This is a genomic window from Streptomyces sp. NBC_01210 (assembly GCF_036010325.1).
Classification (GTDB): domain Bacteria; phylum Actinomycetota; class Actinomycetes; order Streptomycetales; family Streptomycetaceae; genus Streptomyces.
Genome location: NZ_CP108549.1, coordinates 1,226,214 through 1,243,654 on the forward strand (window position 1 = coordinate 1,226,214; position 17,441 = coordinate 1,243,654).

The 17,441-nt window shown below is 69.9% G+C and carries 13 protein-coding genes and 2 pseudogenes; 5 read left to right on the top strand and 10 right to left on the bottom strand.

The annotated features are described in order from the left end of the window. Window positions 1-250 precede the first annotated feature (250 nt). Entirely contained in the window at window positions 251-1,537 is a 1,287-nt protein-coding gene (locus OG735_RS05365; RefSeq protein WP_327321981.1) for a PAS domain-containing protein, read from the top strand. A 137-nt stretch (window positions 1,538-1,674) separates the two neighbouring features. On the opposite strand, the gene OG735_RS05370 is transcribed toward OG735_RS05365, so the two are convergent. The 8 genes and pseudogenes from OG735_RS05370 to OG735_RS05405 all read right to left on the bottom strand — a co-directional run bounded on the left by OG735_RS05370 (window position 1,675) and on the right by OG735_RS05405 (window position 9,292). Beyond that, window positions 1,675-2,466: a DUF429 domain-containing protein gene (locus OG735_RS05370; RefSeq protein ID WP_327321982.1), complete on the bottom strand. Its 792-nt coding sequence runs from the start codon at window positions 2,464-2,466 to the stop codon at window positions 1,675-1,677. A 184-nt stretch (window positions 2,467-2,650) separates the two neighbouring features. Further along, entirely contained in the window at window positions 2,651-3,673 is a 1,023-nt protein-coding gene (locus tag OG735_RS05375; RefSeq protein ID WP_327321983.1) for a phosphotransferase family protein, read from the bottom strand. A 1-nt stretch (window position 3,674) separates the two neighbouring features. Then, entirely contained in the window at window positions 3,675-4,904 is a 1,230-nt protein-coding gene (locus OG735_RS05380; protein ID WP_327321984.1) for an acyl-CoA dehydrogenase family protein, read from the bottom strand. Beyond that, window positions 4,891-5,181, bottom strand: a complete 291-nt coding sequence (locus tag OG735_RS05385) for an enoyl-CoA hydratase/isomerase family protein (RefSeq protein ID WP_327321985.1) — start codon at window positions 5,179-5,181, stop codon at window positions 4,891-4,893. Before OG735_RS05385 ends, OG735_RS05380 begins: the two co-directional genes overlap by 14 nt. Beyond that, window positions 5,178-6,075: pseudogene (locus OG735_RS05390) on the bottom strand (SDR family oxidoreductase). The gene OG735_RS05385 and the pseudogene OG735_RS05390 overlap by 4 nt, the downstream one beginning before the upstream one ends. A gap of 392 nt (window positions 6,076-6,467) precedes the next feature. Next, on the bottom strand, window positions 6,468-7,160 hold the full coding sequence (locus OG735_RS05395) for a TetR/AcrR family transcriptional regulator (protein WP_327321986.1): 693 nt from the start codon (window positions 7,158-7,160) through the stop codon (window positions 6,468-6,470). A gap of 188 nt (window positions 7,161-7,348) precedes the next feature. Beyond that, the gene (locus OG735_RS05400) at window positions 7,349-7,978 is read right to left on the bottom strand and encodes an HAD family hydrolase (RefSeq protein WP_327321987.1); all 630 of its coding nucleotides are present in this window, start codon (window positions 7,976-7,978) and stop codon (window positions 7,349-7,351) included. A gap of 114 nt (window positions 7,979-8,092) precedes the next feature. Further along, entirely contained in the window at window positions 8,093-9,292 is a 1,200-nt protein-coding gene (locus OG735_RS05405; RefSeq protein ID WP_327321988.1) for an acetyl-CoA C-acyltransferase, read from the bottom strand. A 218-nt stretch (window positions 9,293-9,510) separates the two neighbouring features. Between OG735_RS05405 and OG735_RS05410 the strand changes: the two genes are divergently transcribed. Further along, window positions 9,511-10,392, top strand: a complete 882-nt coding sequence (locus OG735_RS05410; RefSeq protein ID WP_327321989.1) for an alpha/beta fold hydrolase — start codon at window positions 9,511-9,513, stop codon at window positions 10,390-10,392. Window positions 10,393-10,444: 52 nt separating this feature from the next. Beyond that, window positions 10,445-11,217: pseudogene (locus tag OG735_RS05420) on the top strand (SCO6745 family protein). A gap of 10 nt (window positions 11,218-11,227) precedes the next feature. Here the strand turns inward: OG735_RS05420 and OG735_RS05425 are convergent. Next, window positions 11,228-11,386 carry a hypothetical protein gene (locus OG735_RS05425; RefSeq protein WP_327321992.1) on the bottom strand — a complete coding sequence of 53 codons (159 nt, stop codon included), beginning with the start codon at window positions 11,384-11,386 and terminating at the stop codon, window positions 11,228-11,230. A gap of 163 nt (window positions 11,387-11,549) precedes the next feature. On the opposite strand from OG735_RS05425, the gene OG735_RS05430 reads away from it, so the two are divergent. Both OG735_RS05430 and OG735_RS05435 read left to right on the top strand, forming a co-directional pair. After that, window positions 11,550-13,628, top strand: coding sequence for a DUF4139 domain-containing protein (locus OG735_RS05430; RefSeq protein WP_327321993.1), 2,079 nt, complete (start codon window positions 11,550-11,552; stop codon window positions 13,626-13,628). Between the two features lie 8 nt (window positions 13,629-13,636). Then, window positions 13,637-15,199: a DUF4139 domain-containing protein gene (locus OG735_RS05435; protein WP_327321994.1), complete on the top strand. Its 1,563-nt coding sequence runs from the start codon at window positions 13,637-13,639 to the stop codon at window positions 15,197-15,199. 255 nt (window positions 15,200-15,454) lie between these two features. On the opposite strand, the gene dacB is transcribed toward OG735_RS05435, so the two are convergent. Then, window positions 15,455-17,011 carry a D-alanyl-D-alanine carboxypeptidase/D-alanyl-D-alanine endopeptidase gene (gene dacB, locus OG735_RS05440; protein ID WP_327321995.1) on the bottom strand — a complete coding sequence of 519 codons (1,557 nt, stop codon included), beginning with the start codon at window positions 17,009-17,011 and terminating at the stop codon, window positions 15,455-15,457. Window positions 17,012-17,441 lie beyond the last annotated feature (430 nt).

Consider the following 17,441-nt stretch of genomic DNA (forward strand, 5'->3'; position numbering starts at 1 on the left):
TCCAGCAAATCAGCCGACGGGCACCCGAATCGCCGCATCGGGCGCCGGCCGATCAGGCAAATGCCTGAGTTGCAGGCGCCGTTGAACCGGCGGGGAGGGCCCGTGATGACGTATGGCGGAAGTGACGGCCGGCATCGCGGCCCGACGCCGTCCAGGTCGGCCGAGAACCGAGCATGCGCGGAAACAGAGCGGGATACACATCGCGATGTCACACCGCGCAATCCGGTTGAAACTTGATGGAAAGGTCGTCGTGGACGAGACCACTCTCAAAGCGCTGCTCGAGCATCTGCCCGTGTACTGGTGGGAGGCCGACGGGCAGCTGCGCGTCATCGACAGCGGCGGCGGTGCCTTCATTGACTCGCGGACGCCACAGCGGTTCCTCGAGGCCATGCGGCAGGACTTCGCGGCGTCCTGGCACTCCCCCGAAGTCAGTCACTGGCAGGCGCGGTTCGACGGGCGGGTCTTCGATGTGAGCTGGCCCCTCGACGAAGTGGCTTGCGGGGGCCGGGCCCGCGGACTGGCCGTGGAGGTCAGCGCCGGGACCGCCGCCGCGCGCCGCTTCGACGCATTCGCGGACTTCGCCCCCGCCGCTGCCTTCATCCGGGACGAGGACGGGCGCTACCTCTGGACCAACCACGCCTACGCGCACCTCTACGGCACCACGCCGGGGAACGTCATCGGGAAGCATGTGCAGGACTTCGACTCCCTCGCCGACGCCGCGCAGTTCCTCGCGCTCGACCGGGAGATCCTCTCCCACGGCAGATCGGTGCGGCACACCCTCACCTACCACCGGTCCGACGGCACCAGCGCATACGCGGCGGGCCACCGGTTCCCCGTCCGGGAGGGCTCACAGACCTGCGTGGCAGGGATCTACGTGGACATCACCGACTACACGCGCGCGCTGGACCAACGCCGGGAGGCGGAGGAAAGCCTGCACGCGCTGCGCGACCACAGCGGGCTGCCCTGCGCCCTGATCTCGGCGGGCGGACGGATCCAGCAGGCGAGCGCCGCGGCCGCCGAACTCCTGCAGACCCGGCCGTCGGATCTCGTCGGCCGCCGTGCCCACACGGTGCTGGCTCCGGCGCCGGAACTCGACCTGCTGCACCGCAGATGGAATGACCTGATAGCCCGCCGTCGCAGGAGGTTCGAGACGTCCGCCGTGTTGGTCGACGCCCGCGGCCGGCAGCGCCGGGCCCGGCTGCATCTGACGACAGTGGGCCGTTCCTCGACCCGCGCCGCGGAGGTCTGGGCGGTCGTCACCCACCAGGGGCTCGCCCACGAGGCACATCCTCCGCTCACCGCCAGCCAGATCCGCATCCTGTCCCTGCTGGCCATGGGCAGCAGCAACGGGGAGATCGCCACCTCGCTGCGCCTGTCCCGGCAGACCGTCGACTACCACCTCAGCCGACTGCGGGATCTACTGGGCGCCGCGACCAGACCCGCGCTGGTCGCCCGGGCGTACGTCCTGGGCATCCTCTCTCCCCAGACCTGGCCACCGCGTTCCGCCACGGCCACCCATCCGCTCAGCTCCGCCTGAGGCCGGCGCGGCGGCGCCATCAGCCCGGAACAGGGACCGCTGGGTGCGGCCGGACTTCGAACCCGCAGTCCGGCGAGATGCGCCGTTGTCACGGTTGGTGTCCGCCGAGCTCCGTCAGGGCAACCCCCATTCAGCCGTCAGTGGCGGAGGGCCGCCAGATCCGTACCGGGCAGGTGGATCCAGCCCTCCTGCCCTGCGGCCGCGCGCTCGTCCGGAGAACGCGGCCACAGGGTGTCCCCGACCAGGACGGCGCGAGCAACCAGGGCACAGACCAACGCGTCGAGATGGTCGTGGCTGTCGACACACTGCCCGCGCACCGCCTCGGGGAGGGCCAACCCCAAGCCCGCCTCGACCGAGCCGACGATGTGCTCTCGGACGGCACGCGCTTCGGACGTGGCGCTCTTGTAGCTACCAGGAAGGCGGATCCCCCACCGCCGCAGTGCGGCAGCAGGGTAGACCTCGGCAACTGGTCCCGACCCGTCCCGGGGCACAGGGGCACCGATCGCCGCGAGGGCATCCAGCAGATGAGCCGCTCGCAGCGCCACGACGCCCAGAAGATCGGTGGACACCGACAGCGGAGGCCGCATCGAGGTCGCCTTCCATGTGAGGTCGTCGGTGAACCTGAATCGCAGCGCATCCAGTCCGGGCCTCCCGTCCGCACGCTCCTCGAACCGGACGCGAGGCGGCAGCCGCCGGCCGCGGTGGTGGGCCAGGACCGTTGCCACGAAGCTCGACGGCCAGCCAAGAGGGCAGTCGAGGCCGGTCTTGTCGGCCGCCCGGACAACCGCCAGCAGATCCTCATCCCCCTCGGGCACGACGAACTCCGCCGCCAAGCCGTCCACGCCGCCCCAGACCACCCGGCACACAGCCGTACGCCGTGCACTCGCAGCAAGGTCGACCCCGACCGTCACCGCCTGTCGTTGCCTCATGCCACAATCCTCCCGCAGCACGCCCGTGGGCCACCGCACCCCCGCGCCACCAACAGGTGCCATGCGGTCGAGCGTTCACCGCATTCATCGCCTCCGGCCGGTTCAACGTGATGATGCCGTTGTGTTCGCGTCGCTCGAACAGCACCGCCGAGCTCTGGGCGGACGAGCCCATGGTTACTTCTGCTCAGATCCCGGCTTCGTCAGCGATTCGACATGCGTTGTCCACGAGCGCGTCGATGCGTTCCACGGTGGGCGTGCCTGTCGCGCTCCTGTTCTTCGGTTCATCGATCGCTCGCCTCATCACGCCCTCGCCAATCACAGCCACCTTCCACAGGCCCAGCACATGCCAGAATTTCAGTGCCGCCGCGTCCCGGCCTGTTTCGGTCAGGTACACCTGAGCGAGCTCGGCACGGTCCGGGAAGCCGTCGAGGACGGAGGCGGCGAAATCGCCCCCGGTCTCCTCCTCTCCCGGTTCCGGCCAGTACGCCAGCAGGCTGCCCATGTCCGCCAACGGATCCCCCAGCGTCGACAACTCCCAGTCGAGCGCCGCGGTCACCTCCCCGCTGTCGTAAGAGGTGATGACGTTGCGCAGATGGAAATCGCCGTGTACGAGCGTCAGTTCGCACTGCTCCGGGACGGCGGCGACAAGGCGCCGGGTGAGGTCCTCGAGGGCGGGCAGCTCGCGGGTCCTGGACTTCTCCCACTGGCTCGTCCACCGCTTGAGCTGACGCCGCGCATACGGCGTGTGGCTGGCCAGTCCGGTCAGCCCGGTCGCCTCGAGATCGACCGCGTGGATCTTCGCCAGCGTCCGCGGCAAGGACATCCCTATCGCCCGGCGGCGCTCCGGCGTCAACGACTGCGCGATCGGCATCGTGTCGACGACCTGGCCGTCAACGAACTCCATGAGCAGCAGCGGGACGTCGGTCACGGCGGGATCAGCGGTGAGCCCGAGCACCCGCGGGATCGGGACGGCGGTGCCCTCCAGCGCGGTCAGAATCCGCGCCTCGCGAGCCACGTCGTGCGCCGACGCCAACAGGCGACCCAGCGGTGGGCGCCGCAGCACCCACCTGCGGCCGTCCTGGTCCCGTACCAAGTAGGTCAGATTCGACTGACCGAGCCCGATCCGGTCGAAGGTCAGTGGCCCTGCGAAGTCGACGCCGAGGGTCTCGAGCCAGCGGCTCACGCAACCGAGATCGAGTCCTGCCATCTCAGCTCACCGCTGCCGTGGCCGCGTCGCGGTACTTCCGCAGTTCCTGTCTGGCGATGGCCCTCTTGTGGACCTCGTCGGGACCGTCCGCCAGCCGCAACGTCCGCAGACCCGCATACATCATCGCCAACGGGAAGTCGTCGGTCACTCCTGCTCCCCCGTGCACCTGGATCGCGCGGTCGACGATCTTCAACGCGATGTTCGGGGCGGCCACCTTGATGGCCGCGATCTCGGTGCGCGCTTCCTTGTTCCCGACCGTGTCCATCAGATACGCGGCCTTGAGCGTGAGGAGGCGAATCATCTCGATGTCGATACGTGCTTCCGCTATCCAGTCCTGGACATTGGACCGTTCGGCAACCGGACTACCGAATGTCACCCGTGACTGCGCGCGCCGGCACATCAGCTCGAGCGCCCGCTCGGCCGCGCCGATCGCCCGCATGCAGTGGTGGATACGACCGGGCCCGAGCCGGGCCTGGCTGATCGCGAAACCCTCACCCTCGCCCTTGAGTACGTCCTTGGCCGGCACCCGTACGTCGGTGAAGTCGATTTCGGCGTGCCCCTCACGGTCCTGGTAGCCGAACACCGGCAGCCCGCGCATCACCGTGATCCCGGGGGCGTCGATCGGGACGACCATCATCGACTGCTGCCGGTGCGGGGCAGCGGTGGGATCCGTCTTCCCCATGACGATGAGCACCTTGCAGTTGCGGTGCAGGGCATTGGACGCGAACCACTTACGGCCGTTGAGCACGTACTCGTCGCCGTCGCGCTCCATCCGCAGCTCGATGTTGGTGGCGTCCGAACTGGCGACACGCGGCTCGGTCATCGCGAAGGCCGAGGCCATCGTCCCGTCGAGCAGGGGCCCCAGATACTTCTCCTTGTGCTCGTCGCTGCCGAACAGCGTGAGTACCTCCATGTTGCCGGTGTCGGGAGCGTTGCAGTTGCACGCCTCGGAGGCGATGTGACTGCGCCCCATGATCTCCGCCAGCGGCGCGTACTCGAGATTCGTCAGCCCGGGGCCCCACTCGGGGTGCGGGTGGAAGAGGTTCCACAGTCCGCGTCCCCGCGCCTCCGCCTTGAGTTCCTCGATGATCGGCGGATGGAAGTGCGGGTCGCCCGACGCGCGCATCTGCTCGTGGTACACCGCCTCAGCGGGGTAGATGTGCGAATCCATGAACTCGAGCAGATCCGCTTGGTACTGCTTGGCGCGGTCGGACGTCTCAAACAGGGACATCTGAACTCCTGACAGGTAGGGAGGGAAATATCGGTGAGCGCTTGTGCTCGTCGGCCGCCTGCAGCCGCTGGAGGTCGGCGCCGGCGCAGAATCCGCGTCCCGTGCCGGTGACTTCGACGGCGCGTACGTCCGGGTCGTCCTCGGCGGCGTCGAGCAGTGTGAAGTAGCGGTTTTCGAGCTCGTCGGTCCAGGCGTTCAGCTTGGCGTGCCGGTTCGTGAGCACCAGCACGGGCCCGCGGTGTTCGGCGAGGACGAGTTCGTCGGGCGCGCCGGTCATGACTGCGCCAGCAAGGAGTTCTGGTAGCGGCGCATCCCGCGCAGCCACCGGTCGTAGTCCGAGCCCTTGTGCCGGTACATGTCCAGAACCTCTTCGTGCGGCAGGATCAGGAAGCGCTCGTCCGCGATCGCGGCCAGGACTGCGTTGGCGACCTCGGCCGGCTCGAGGACGTCACCCGCGGACGTGACGGCCTGCGTGGCGGCTCTCCCCAGGGCGTCCCCGGAGTCCTTCCCGAGGGACAGCATGTTGGTGTTCACCCCCATCGGGCACAGACAGCTGACATGGACCCCGCGATCGCCATAGGTGACACTCAGCCATTCGGCGAAGCCGACGGCCGCGTGCTTGGTGACGGCGTACGTGGCGGAGCCGATCTGGGTGAGCAGCCGGCCGCCGAGGCGGTGCTGACGAAGTAGCCCTCGCCGCGCTCGAGCCACCGCGGCACCAGCAGCGTCGCCGCACGGATGTGGGCGCGCAGGTTCACGTCGATCGAGAGGTCCCAGTCCTGCTCATTCGCATCCAGGCCGGGTGCCCCGGCGATGCCCGCGTTCGCGAAGTAGAGGTCGACCGGACCGAACGCGCTTTCCGCCAGAGCGATCAACTGCTCGATCTGGGGGGTGTCCGACACGTCCGCGCCCACGCTCACGGTGCTTCCCGGATGGTCGGCGTTGACTGACGCCGATACCGCCCGCGCGGTGTCCGCGTCAAGGTCAGCGCGACGACCCGGGCACCCTCGCGAGCGAGCCGTGCGACCAGAGCGCCGCCGATGCCGCCTCCGCCACCGGTGACGATGGCAACTCTTTGTGCAACGTTCACAGCGAACCTCTCCATGGCGGGGCGTGCGGTGCCGGGCCACGACCCCCGAGATGAGGCGACCGTGGTCTCCGTCCTCTGCATAATTGAATCCGACGTCAAGTTCAACTATTGGGAGCGCATCACCACGCGGAGCAGGCCGCCCCGCCCCACTGGACTGCGGACAAAGAATTCAAGGCAGGCATCGCTGCCTTTCGCCTGTCCCAGGGGTACGAGCAGCTCACCGAGCACGGCCCGGCCCGGCGGCCGTGCCGTCGCAACGGCTGACGCTCGACGGCTGCGCAGCCTCGACGACGGCTACGGCCAGGTGCCGTTCCCCGCCCCTGACCTGTCGGCTTACCCATCCGCGTGGTGAGTGAGGTGGCCTGAGCGTGACGCTCACGCAACCTGATCCCTCACCGCTGCGGGCGCCGGAGTCCAGGATCGTCGAACGGTCGTGGACAGCGGGCTCCGCCCCGGCCGGCGCTACTGCCGGATCAGCGGTGGCCGGGGAACCGCAGGGCGTTCGCCCAGAGCCGGGTGACCGTGGAGACGAGCTCCTCGAAGTCCGCCGGGGTACCTTCCTCTTGCCCTTCGCCGCGCACGAAGGCGCTGTAGGCCATGACGCTGACCATGCCCGACAGTGCACGGGAGGCCATCATCGGATCGACCTCACGGTCTGCGACACCCCGCGCCTGCAGGTCGGCGATGCCACGGGCGTTGCGGTGGATGAACGCATCCGCGCGCCGGCTTCGGAACTCACGGAACTCCGGCTCCACTTGTGCGACCTGCTCAAGCAGCGCCATCAGCTTCGCGTTCCGTTTATACGCCTCGAGATACGCGCGATTGCTCGCCTCGAGTACCGCATACGGATCGTCGGTACCCTGCACCCGGCCCATGCCGGGGTGCATCATGTCCTCCTGCGCCTCCAGCAGGACGGCGGCAAGCACCTCTTCCTTGTTGGCGAAGTAGGTGTAGAAGGATCCCGCCGCGCATTGGGCCTCTTTGGCGATGTCGGCCAGGCGGGTGTCGAGGTAGCCGTCCCGCTCGAACACCTTCCGCGCGGCCTTCACCAAAGCGGCGCGTGTCCGCGCTCCGCGCTTTGTCGTCGGCAGCTCGCGAAGTGACGAGAGGGGCGCCATCGGCGGTGCCTTCTCGCTGTAATTCTCCTCGGGCGCAGTGGTGTCCATCGCCAAAAGGGTACTTGAATCCGACGCCAGAGTCATGAATTGGCCAGGTACGCGCGACGCTCCATGAGCCCCGCACTGGGCGGGCGCGAGTACCGCCGCTCGGCCCGCGGGCGGTGTCGATCCCGGGTATGACCGGTCCCCCGCGACCGGTCCCCCGTCGATCGACCTCCCGTAGTTCGATCGATCGGTCAGGTGGTGATCCTGAAGCGTTCGGCGAGTTGGCGGCGGGTGTCGGCGGCGCCGGTGTGAAGCACACCCCCGATTCCGATCCGCGCCGCTCCGTCGAGGTTCTGCCGCAGATCGTCGATCATGACTGCCTCCTCGGGGGAGACGCCGAGTCGTTCACATGCGATCGCGTAAATCCGCCGGGAAGGCTTGCGGATCCCGACCTCGGCGGAGATGACGACCGCGTCGGCCACAGCGGCGAGGTCGACGCCATCGTAGGTTCCGGTCCCGAAAGAATTGGATACCAGCGCAACGGGATACCCGGCGGCGCGAAGATCACCGAGCAGGGCGAGCATGTCCTGGTCGATCGACATTCCGGCTTGCATCCGGGCCGTGAGCCCCTCGGCGGGCACGTCGGCGCCGTGGGCACGGAGACGTTCGGCGAATCCTCGCTCAAAGGCTTCGGCGTCGATACGGCCGCACTCGTGGTCTGCCAGGAGGGCTCGTGATGGCTGGTCCCGGCTGAGGAGGTCCAGCGGCAGGCGCGGGTCGCCACCGAGTGAGGCGCCGAAGTCGGTGAACGCCCGCAACACACTGGAGGTGATGACCCCGCCGAAGTCCACGAGGACGGCGGTTCGGGCCTTTTCCACCACGCTCGACACAGTATCCACACCCTCTCGCGGCCGGCTTCCACCGGCCGATGCGACCGCGACCGGCTTCCCACCGGCCGTTGCGAGGCAGCCACGGTCCGCCGATTCTCATGAGAACTAAGCGACCTCGAACAGCCCGGCTGCGCCCATTCCGCCGCCGACACACATCGAGATCACTACATATCGGACGCCACGGCGCTTGCCCTCGATCAGGGCGTGCCCCACCAGGCGGGCACCGGTCATTCCGTACGGATGGCCGACCGATATTCCGCCGCCATTGACGTTGAACCGCTCCGGGTCGATGTTCAGTTCGTCACGGCAGTACAGCGCTTGGGAAGCGAACGCCTCGTTGAGTTCCCACAGACCGATGTCGTCGATGGTGAGGTCGTGCTGCTTCAGCAGTTTCGGAATGGCGAACACAGGACCGATCCCCATCTCGTCCGGCCCGCAACCGGCAACGGTCATACCCCGGTATACGCCCAGCGGCTCCAGTCCGCGGCGCTCGGCTTCCTTCGACTCCATCAACACCGACGCCGAAGCCCCGTCCGACAATTGCGAGGAGTTGCCCGCCGTCACGCTGGAATGCGCGGCCACCCGACCGTCCGGCAGCACGGGCGCCAACCCGGCCAGGCCCTCGAGTGTGGTCGACGCGCGGTTGCCCTCGTCCCGGGTCAGGGTCACGGCCTCGTCCCGCACCTCCCCGGACTGCTTGTCCAGGACCTTCTTGACGCTGTCGAGCGCGACGATCTCCTGGTCGAACCGCCCGGCCTCTTGTGCCGCCGCAGTGCGCTGCTGCGACACCAGCGCAAACTCGTCCTGTTGTTCCCGGCTCACGCCGTAGCGTTCGGCGACGATCTCCGCCGTCTGCAACATCGGCATGTAGGCACTCGGCTTGTGCTCGACCAGCCAGGGATCCGTCATGCGGTGGGTGTTCATGTGCTCGTTCTGCACCAGGGAGATCGACTCGACACCGCCGCCGACAGCGACCTGCATGCCGTCGCCGACGATCTGCTTGGCGGCCGTCGCAATCGCCATCAGGCCCGACGAGCACTGCCGGTCGATCGTCATGCCCGACACGGAGTCCGGAAGTCCGGCACGGAGAGCGGCCTGGCGGGCGACGTTGCCACCGGACGACCCCTGCTGCACGGCGCAGCCGAAGATCGCATCCTCGACCTCGCCTCCCTCGAGCCCGGCGCGCTGCACCGCGTGCGAGAGGGCATGGGCGGCAAGTTCCTGCGCCTGGGTGTCATTGAACGCGCCGCGGTACGCCTTCCCGATCGGCGTCCGTGCCGTCGAAACGATGACTGCTTCCCTCATGTCGCCTCACTGCTTCCTGTCGGTCCGGTTCGTCCGGGCGGCCGCAGGGTGACGGGAGCCGGCCTCGCGACCGTTATAGTTGAATTCGACGTCAAGTTCAACACCTCTGAGGGAGGGCTGCACGCGGCTGCCGTTGCAGGAACTGCGCGTGTTCTCGACCTTGACAATCCCCTTCCACCGCCTATGGTGACCGACCAGTCGGTATGAAGGGGCGGATCGTGACCGAACTGAGCATCTCCACCGCTGCGGGCGTGTTCGACGCGACCGTGGCGGGTCCGCCCGAGGGCCGACCGGTGCTGCTGCTCCACGGCTTCCCGCAGACGCGGCTGGTGTGGCAACGGCAGATCACGGAGTTGGCCGCGCACGGCTACCGGGTGGTGGCACCCGACCAGCGTGGGTACTCCCCCGGGGCCCGCCCCGAGCGGCCCGCGGACTACCGCATGAACGTCCTGGTCGACGATGTGCTCGCGATCACGGAGGAATTGGGCTGGGGGTCGTTCGACCTGGTCGGCCATGACTGGGGAGGCGCGGTGGCGTGGTGGACCGCCCATGCCCACCCCGACCGCGTACGTACCCTGACGGTGATCTCGACCCCGCACCCCGGCGCTCTGGCCACCACCCTGCGTACCGACAAGGACCAGCGCGAACGATCGCAGTACATGATCGCCTGGCGTGAAACGCCCGCGACCGAAGAGCGCATGCTGGCAGGCGATGCCGAGGCGCTTCGCGCCACTTTCGCCGGAAAGGTCCCGCAGGCCAGTGCTGAGGCCTACGTGCGTCACCTCTCCCAGCCGGGTGCTCTCACCGCGGCGCTGAACTGGTACCGGGCCGGCCGCCCCGACGGCGCGATCGGCGTCATCGAGGTGCCCACGCTGTACGTCTGGAGCACGCAGGACAGCGCGTTCGGCCCGGCGGCCGCGCGGGAGACCGGGCAGTGGGTCAACGGGCCGTACCGGTTCGAGACCCTTCAGGGCGTCAGCCACTGGGTCCCCGAGGAGGCGCCCGAAACGCTGAGCCGCCAGCTGCTCGAACATCTGGGGGCGCACGGCGAGTCCGGAACCACAGCGAATCCCCCCTCTGTCGACTCTCAGAAGAGGTGACCCCATGACGACATCGCGAACGGCCTGGCGCCGACTCGAGCCCGTACACGGCATGATCTACTTCGCCCCCGAGGGAAGGCGACGGTACGCGGACCTCGGACTGAGCGGACGCGCCGGGTACTTCGCCTCCCGGAGCGCCGCCTTCGGCCGAGCATCCGCTGAGCTGGTCATCTCGACCTTCTACAACTTCAACCCCGGTCTCGTACGGAAAGCGGTCGAGGGGTCTGGGACGCGGTGACGCCGCAGCAGGTGCTGGACGCGCGGCACGCCGCCGCGAGCGAGGCCCTGCGACGGGCCGGCGTCCACGAACTCCCCGCTTTCGACGAGGTCCTGGCGCTGGCCCGCAGGGCCGCCGACGCGGCCTGCGAACACCCGCAGGGCCGCCCGCTGTTCGCCGCGCATGCTGCGCTGCCCTGGCCACAGGAACCGGTACTGCAGCTGTGGCACGCTCAGACGCTGCTCCGGGAGTTCCGTGGAGACGGCCATGTCGCGTGCTTGCTGAGCGAGGGCATGGGGGGTTTGGAGGCCCTGGTTCTGCACGCTGCCACCGGTGAGGTTCCCGTCGACTTCCTCAAGGGAAGCCGCGCGTGGCCCGAGGAGGAGTGGGCCGACACCGAGGAGCGCCTGCGCACGCGAGGCCTCCTCGACGGCGACTCCCTGAGCCCGGAAGGCGTACGCCTGCGCCGGCACATCGAGGACCGTACCGACCGCCTGGCCCTTCCCGCCTACGCTGCCCTGGGTGACGCCGACTGCGAACGTCTCGCCGAACTCGCGAGCCCCTTCGGCCGCGCCGTCGTCGAAGCCGGCCTCCTCAAACTCGGCTGACCTCCGCCCTTCACACCCCCTCCGCATCGCGCTTGATCTGCTCGAACCGGGCGGCCGTGGCCTCGGAGAGGGCCTTGGCCGCTCCCGCGGTTCGTCCATGGCCCGCTGGTGCGCTACCGAGGAAACCGGGCCGCACCTGACGGTCCGGGTTGTCGCGGTTGGTGTTCACCAACCTGCGCCAAGACAACCCCGGCCCTACTCCCCGGCACGGGCATACCGAACAGCTCCGACCACGGGCCCGAGAGGGACGCCATCCTCCTGATGCGACGCGGACGCGCAGACCGCCCGGGCGTAGGCTTCGCTCAGCATGGACGCGGCGGGGGGCGGAGCACATGACGGCTGAGTCAACGTCAACACAGAGGTGGAGGTCGACCCTCGATTCGGTCGTGGTGTACGCGCAGGGCGCGGTCTGCCGCCGCCTGGCCCGGGGCAGCGTGTCGCCGGACGGCCGGGTGCGGGTGACGGGACTGCCCCGCTCGCTGGACCCGGGCTCGCTGCGGGCCCGTGTCCTGGGCGCCCCCGGGGTACGCGTCACCGAGGCCCGGGTGGAAGTCGAGGCCGAGCCGCTCGGCACGGGCACGCCCGACGAGTTGCGGCGCGAGGTCGAGCGGCTGAGCGACGGGTGCGCGGCGGCGCAGGGACGCCGGGACCGACAGCTGAGCCTGATCGAGGAGGTCAGGGCTCTCCACCCGGTCCCACCTGCCCGCAGGCGCGAGGACCCGCACCGTCGCACCCCGGTCGAGGCGTTGCTGGAGCTCGCCGACTTCGTCGACCAGCGGCTGACGGGACTGCACAACCGCCTCATCGAGCTGGAGGAGGCGCTGCGCAACGTCGAGCACGAGCTCACCGTCGCCGCCGACAGGCTCGCCCGCGCCTCCACCGACGTGCCGTCAGCGCACGTGGAGACCACGGTCTGCGCGGTCCTGACCCTCGACGGCACCGGTGACGCGGAGGTGGAGGTGGAGCTGGAATACGGTGTGCCGGGCGCCGTCTGGGTGCCGGCCTACCGTCTCACTCACCGTCAGGGCGACGGCAGCGGCCGTCTGGTGCTGCGCGCCTCGGTCGCCCAGCGGACCGGCGAGGACTGGACCGGCGTGCGCATCGCCCTGGCCACCGCCGATCTTCGGCGCCGCACCGACCTGCCGAGGCTCCGCTCGATCCGGATCGGACGCAGTCAGCCCGCCCCCGCGCCTTCTGGCTGGCGCGAGCCCCCGGCCGGGCTCGTCGACCTGTTCTCCGGGTACGACGCGGCAGGCCCTGGCCCAGCCACGACCGCCGCACCCGCGGCTGTCGGGGCCGGCTCCGCGCCCGTGGGTGCCGCGGGCGGCTCCGCGTCCGGTCCCGTTCCGCCACCGCCGTCGGCACCGGCGCCGGCGCCGGCACCGCAGGGCTACGGCGCTCCGCCGGAAGTCTTCGGCGGCGCGATGCCCGCCCTCGCGCAGCCGGCCGGGTCGCGACCGGCTGCGCGCAGGCCGCGTACCGGCGGCAGGTCCTTCGCGGGTGCCCCCGCCGCCATGGCGCCCGCGGCTCCTGGCCGGGCTGCGCCGCCACCCCCTCCGGCACCGGTAGCCGGTCCGCCGCAGCCGAGCGGCGCCGAGCTCGACTATGCCGCCCTTGTCCTGTGCGGCCCCGACGAGCAGGGCGGTCGCAGAGGCCGGCTGTTTCCCGACTCTCCCATCGACCCGGTGGCGGCCGAGTATCGCCGCCGCGCCGAAGCGGTGGCCGCGCTGCCGTTGCCCGGACAGGCCGTGCGGCCTCGCGAGTCGGCGGGTTCCTTCGACCACCGCTTCGATGCCACCGCCCGCGCCGACATTCCGTCGGACGGCACCTGGCACTCCGTCACCGTCGGCGAGATCCCGGTCGGCCTGCGTACCGAGTACCTCTGCGTGCCTTCCGTGGAGCAGACCGTGTACGCGACGTTGGTGCTCTCCAACGCCACCGACCAGGCACTACTGGCCGGCCCGGTGGAGGTCACCGTCGACGACGACTTCCTGCTGACCGCCGCATTGCCCACGCTCGCCCCCGGCGGTGTCCGCCGCGTGGGGCTCGGGCCGGCCGAGGGCATCCGGGTCACCCGCCGTACGAACCTGCACGAGTCGACCTCGGGCCTGCGCAACAACACCACCGTGCTCGACCACCGCGTCCACGTGGAGCTGGCCAACCGGCTCGCGAGACCCGTCACTGTCGAAGTCCGCGAGCGAGTGCCGGTCACCTCCGAACCGGACGTCCGGATCGAGGAACGGGCCGACTGGACGGCACCCGAGGAAGGCACGGGGCCCGATCGACACGCGCCGGGCACCCGCGTCTGGCGACTGGACCTGCCCGCAGGCGCCACTGCCGTCCTCGACGGCGGCTACGAGATCCGCATCCCGACCGGCAAGGCCCTGGTCGGCGGCAACCGCAGGAGCTGACACACGCCATGTCCACGGCCCCGAAGCCGATCGCCCTCCCCGTCACCGCCGTCACATGCCTTGAGGATCGCGCCCACATCGAGCGCGCCGTCGTGCTCGACCTGGAGGCCGGGGTCCAGCGGCTGCGTCTCGGGCCGGTCAGTGCGCTGGCCGTCGACCGGACCCTCCATGCCGAGCTGACCGCCGATCACCCCGCGACCGTGCTCGACGTGCGGATCGTCCGCAGCTGGACGCCGCGCGGGCCGCTGCCGTCCACCGACGACGACTCCGCCCTGCGCCACCGCGTACACGCCCTCGAAGAGGAGCGGCTTGCCCTGGGGCAGCGACGCGACCGGCTGCATGCCCGCCTTGACCTGCTCGGCCGCCTCGCCGCCGATCTGCTGCGGGAGATCGGCGAAGGCGCCGGCTCCGGGGAGACCGAACGGCCCCGCTGGGCCCGCGAACTGGACCGGGTGGACGACGAGCGCGACGCGCACGGCGAACAACTCCGCACCGTGGAGGCCCGGCTGGCCGCCCTCGCTGCCGAACTCGGGGAAGCCCAGCGGGCCATACACCTCTCCGAGGAGGAGCCCGCCGAGCTGGTCGGCCATATCGAGTTGACCGTGGAGGCCGCGGTCGCCGGTCCGGTCGGGCTGCGCCTGAGCCACCTCACCCCGTGTGCGCTGTGGCGGCCCGCCTACCGGGCCGTGCTCGACGGGGACTCCCTGACACTGGAGACCGACGCGATGGTCTGGCAGCGCACCGGTGAGGACTGGTCGGACGTACGGCTGACATTGTCGACGGCCCGCTCGGCGCTGGCCACCGATCCGCCACGGCTGGGCGAGGACCGGCTGACGCTCAAGGACCGCTCCGCAGCGGAGCGCCGCACGGTCGACGTCGAACTGCGCGAGGAGGAGATCGGGGCCCTCGGCCCGGCCCCGGTGCTCGGCCTGCCGGGTGTGGACGACGGCGGCGAGGCGCGGGTGTTGAGATCCGCCTCGCCGGTCTCGGTGCCCGGTGACGGCCGCGCCCACCGAGTGCAGCTCTCCGCATTCACCACGGCCGCGGGCAGTGAGTACGCCTGCTCACCGGAGTTGTCCCCCCTGGTCACCCAGGTGGTGCGGTTCGACAACCTGTCCGGCCACGCGCTGCTCGCCGGGCCCGTGGACCTGGTCCGCGGCAGCGGATTCAGCGGCCGCGGCACGCTGGACTTCACCGCCCCCGGCGCCCCCGTCGAGCTCGCCTTCGGCAGCTGCGACGACTACAGGGTGGTCCGGCATGCCGAGGAGTCCCGCGACTTGGCCGGAATCACCCAGCGGACCGTGGTCACCCGCACGGTCCGGCTGCACCTGTCCCGGTTCTCCGCCCCCGGGGAGCACGGCGAGCGGGTGGTCGTCCTTCGGGAGCGGATCCCGGTCTCCGAGGTCTCGGCGGTGGAGATACGCCTGCACAAGGATTCATGCTCCCCGGCGCCCGACGTGGTCGATGCCGAGGGCATCGCCCGCTGGGACGTCCCCCTCCCGCCCGGCAGCCGCCGCACGGTCACCCTGGTCTACGAACTGTCGGCGAGCGCCAAAGTCACCGGGCTCTGAGCTCGGTGGGCCGCTGCACGCCTGCTGGTGCAGGCCTGATCGGGCTCCCGCCCCCAGCCGCGGGCCGTCTCGCGCACCCGAAGGACATGAGGGCCGGTCACCGCAGGGGCCGCCGGTACGCGGCCTGCCTGGAGCGCTCTCGATCGTGGCTCCTCAGGAACTACTGCAACGACGGGAGGGCGAGAGGCCGTTGGCTATTTCCCCGACAGCCGCACGGCGTGCGGATGCCCTCGATCGGCCGCGTTTCAGTGCTCCTCAGTCTTCCCGTCGCGCCGCCGCCTCCTGCAGATACGCGGAGATCATGGCGAGGTCGTTGGCAATGTCCAGTACGCCGTTGACGTCGGTCGTCGGGGTGGAGGCGCCGTTGACGCCGGCGTAGAAGACGTCGAAGCGGCCGTTGCCCTTGTCCAGGTAGCCGGCGAGCGTGATGGCGCCGACGCCCAGACGGTTGTTGAGCGCGTCCAGCCCAACGGCGGCGCCGGTCTTGGCGAACACCTTTCCACGCGCGGGGCAGTCGCGGCAGTTGTCGGCCAGCAGGCCGTCGACCCCGAGGATGGGAAGCGAATTCCGGAAACGCTCCGCCTCGGGGGTGCGCAGCCAGTACGTCAGCATCTGCACCAGGGCCTTCGGCGTGGCCCGGTCGACGGGATTGCCGCCCCGGCCGTCCGCGAGCTGCACCTGCTTGCGGTCGACGCCCGCGCGGTCCAAGAAGCCGGCCAGGACCGGGAAGCCGTCCATGCAGTCCTGGCTGCCTGTCGTGACAGCCATCAGGCACATGCCGAGGTTGGCGCCAAGGTTGTGGCTGACCTTGAAGATGAGCTTGGCGTACTCGGCGTAGGACGGGGATGTGTACGTGGCCACGCGCGGCCGGCCCTCGTATGAGCTGGGGAGCCGGTCGGCCGGGTTGGGGCCCGTCGGGTTGGCGGTGACCTCCACCCCGGCTCGTTCGAGCGCCTCGATCAGCGCGGTGCGTCCGAAGGCCGCCGGGTCGGCGATGTCGGACACCTTCAGCGCCGGCTCGGCGTCGGCTGCGACGGTGCCGGACAGCTGGATCCGGGTGCCGTTGGCGGAGGTTGTCACCTCGATGTCGGTCGGCTGCCCCGCTGCGACGGTCTTCACTGTCGACGTGACGCGGTACGGGGCGACTTTCGGCCGCCAGTCCAGCTGCGCGGGCGCGCCGGGGCGGTCGCCGGGTGTGGTGAGCAGGTCGATGAGATTGTCGTTGATGATCAGCGGGGTCGGGGTGGGGTCGAAGACGGGCTCGGGCAGGAAGAGCCGGTCGTCGACGATCACATTCCCGTCGACCTGGGTGATGCCGGACCGCCGTACCTGTTGCGCGATCAGGTCGATCCCGGCAAGTGGGTTCTCCGGGGTGAGCGTGGCGCCGGGGAAGCTGTTGGCGTACGTGTGGTCGAGGTCGGTATAGGCGACCGTGCCGTCGGGGCGGGTTCTGCCACCCATGGTGAGGTCGCCCTGGGCGACCAGGTCGAGATTGCCCTCCAGGGTGCTCCCGCGCCGCTCGCCGACCGCGTAGACCGGCGTCCTGAAGCGGTGGTCGCCGCCGAGGGTCTTCCATGTCCCGGACACGCTGAACAGCTTGGCCGTCGACCCGGGTATGAAGAACTGCTCGGCGAACCGGCTGTGGACCACGCGCCCGCTGTCCGGGTCGCGCTGGAGCAGGCCCCACTGGGCGTTGGGGTAGTCCGGCTTCCGCATGATCTCCGTAATCCGCGGGTCGAGCCGGTCGGAACCGCTGTCGTCGGGCGGCGACGCCGCCTGGACAGCCGTGCCCGAAGCCAGGGCTCCGAGCATCAATGCGCAGCATCCGGCGACAATGCGACGCCGAAAGGACCCTGGATTCTCTCCTCGCACCACAGCACGCCCCCGTTCGTCTCGGCGGTCTCCACCCCACGGGGTCAGGTATGCACCCCATGGGACGCCGGATGTGCGCGGCGCTGGGACGCCGGATGTGCGCGGCGCGGACGTCCATCGCCCGATCGGCGCGGCACATTCGTCCGAAGCCCTGTGCCGCCCAGTTGTGACAGCCGTCCCGGGTTCAGGACCAGTCCTTCGTACAGACCTGCAGCCCCGGCGATGTCATTGCTGTAGCCCCTTGAGTCAACATTCTCCCCCGAAGGTCCACGCGGTGCCATATGACAGGTTGACGCCGTAGTAGAGCTTGTCACTGCACCACCGACTGGCGCGGCAGCGTGGGATCCGTCGTGGCACACGACCCGACGAC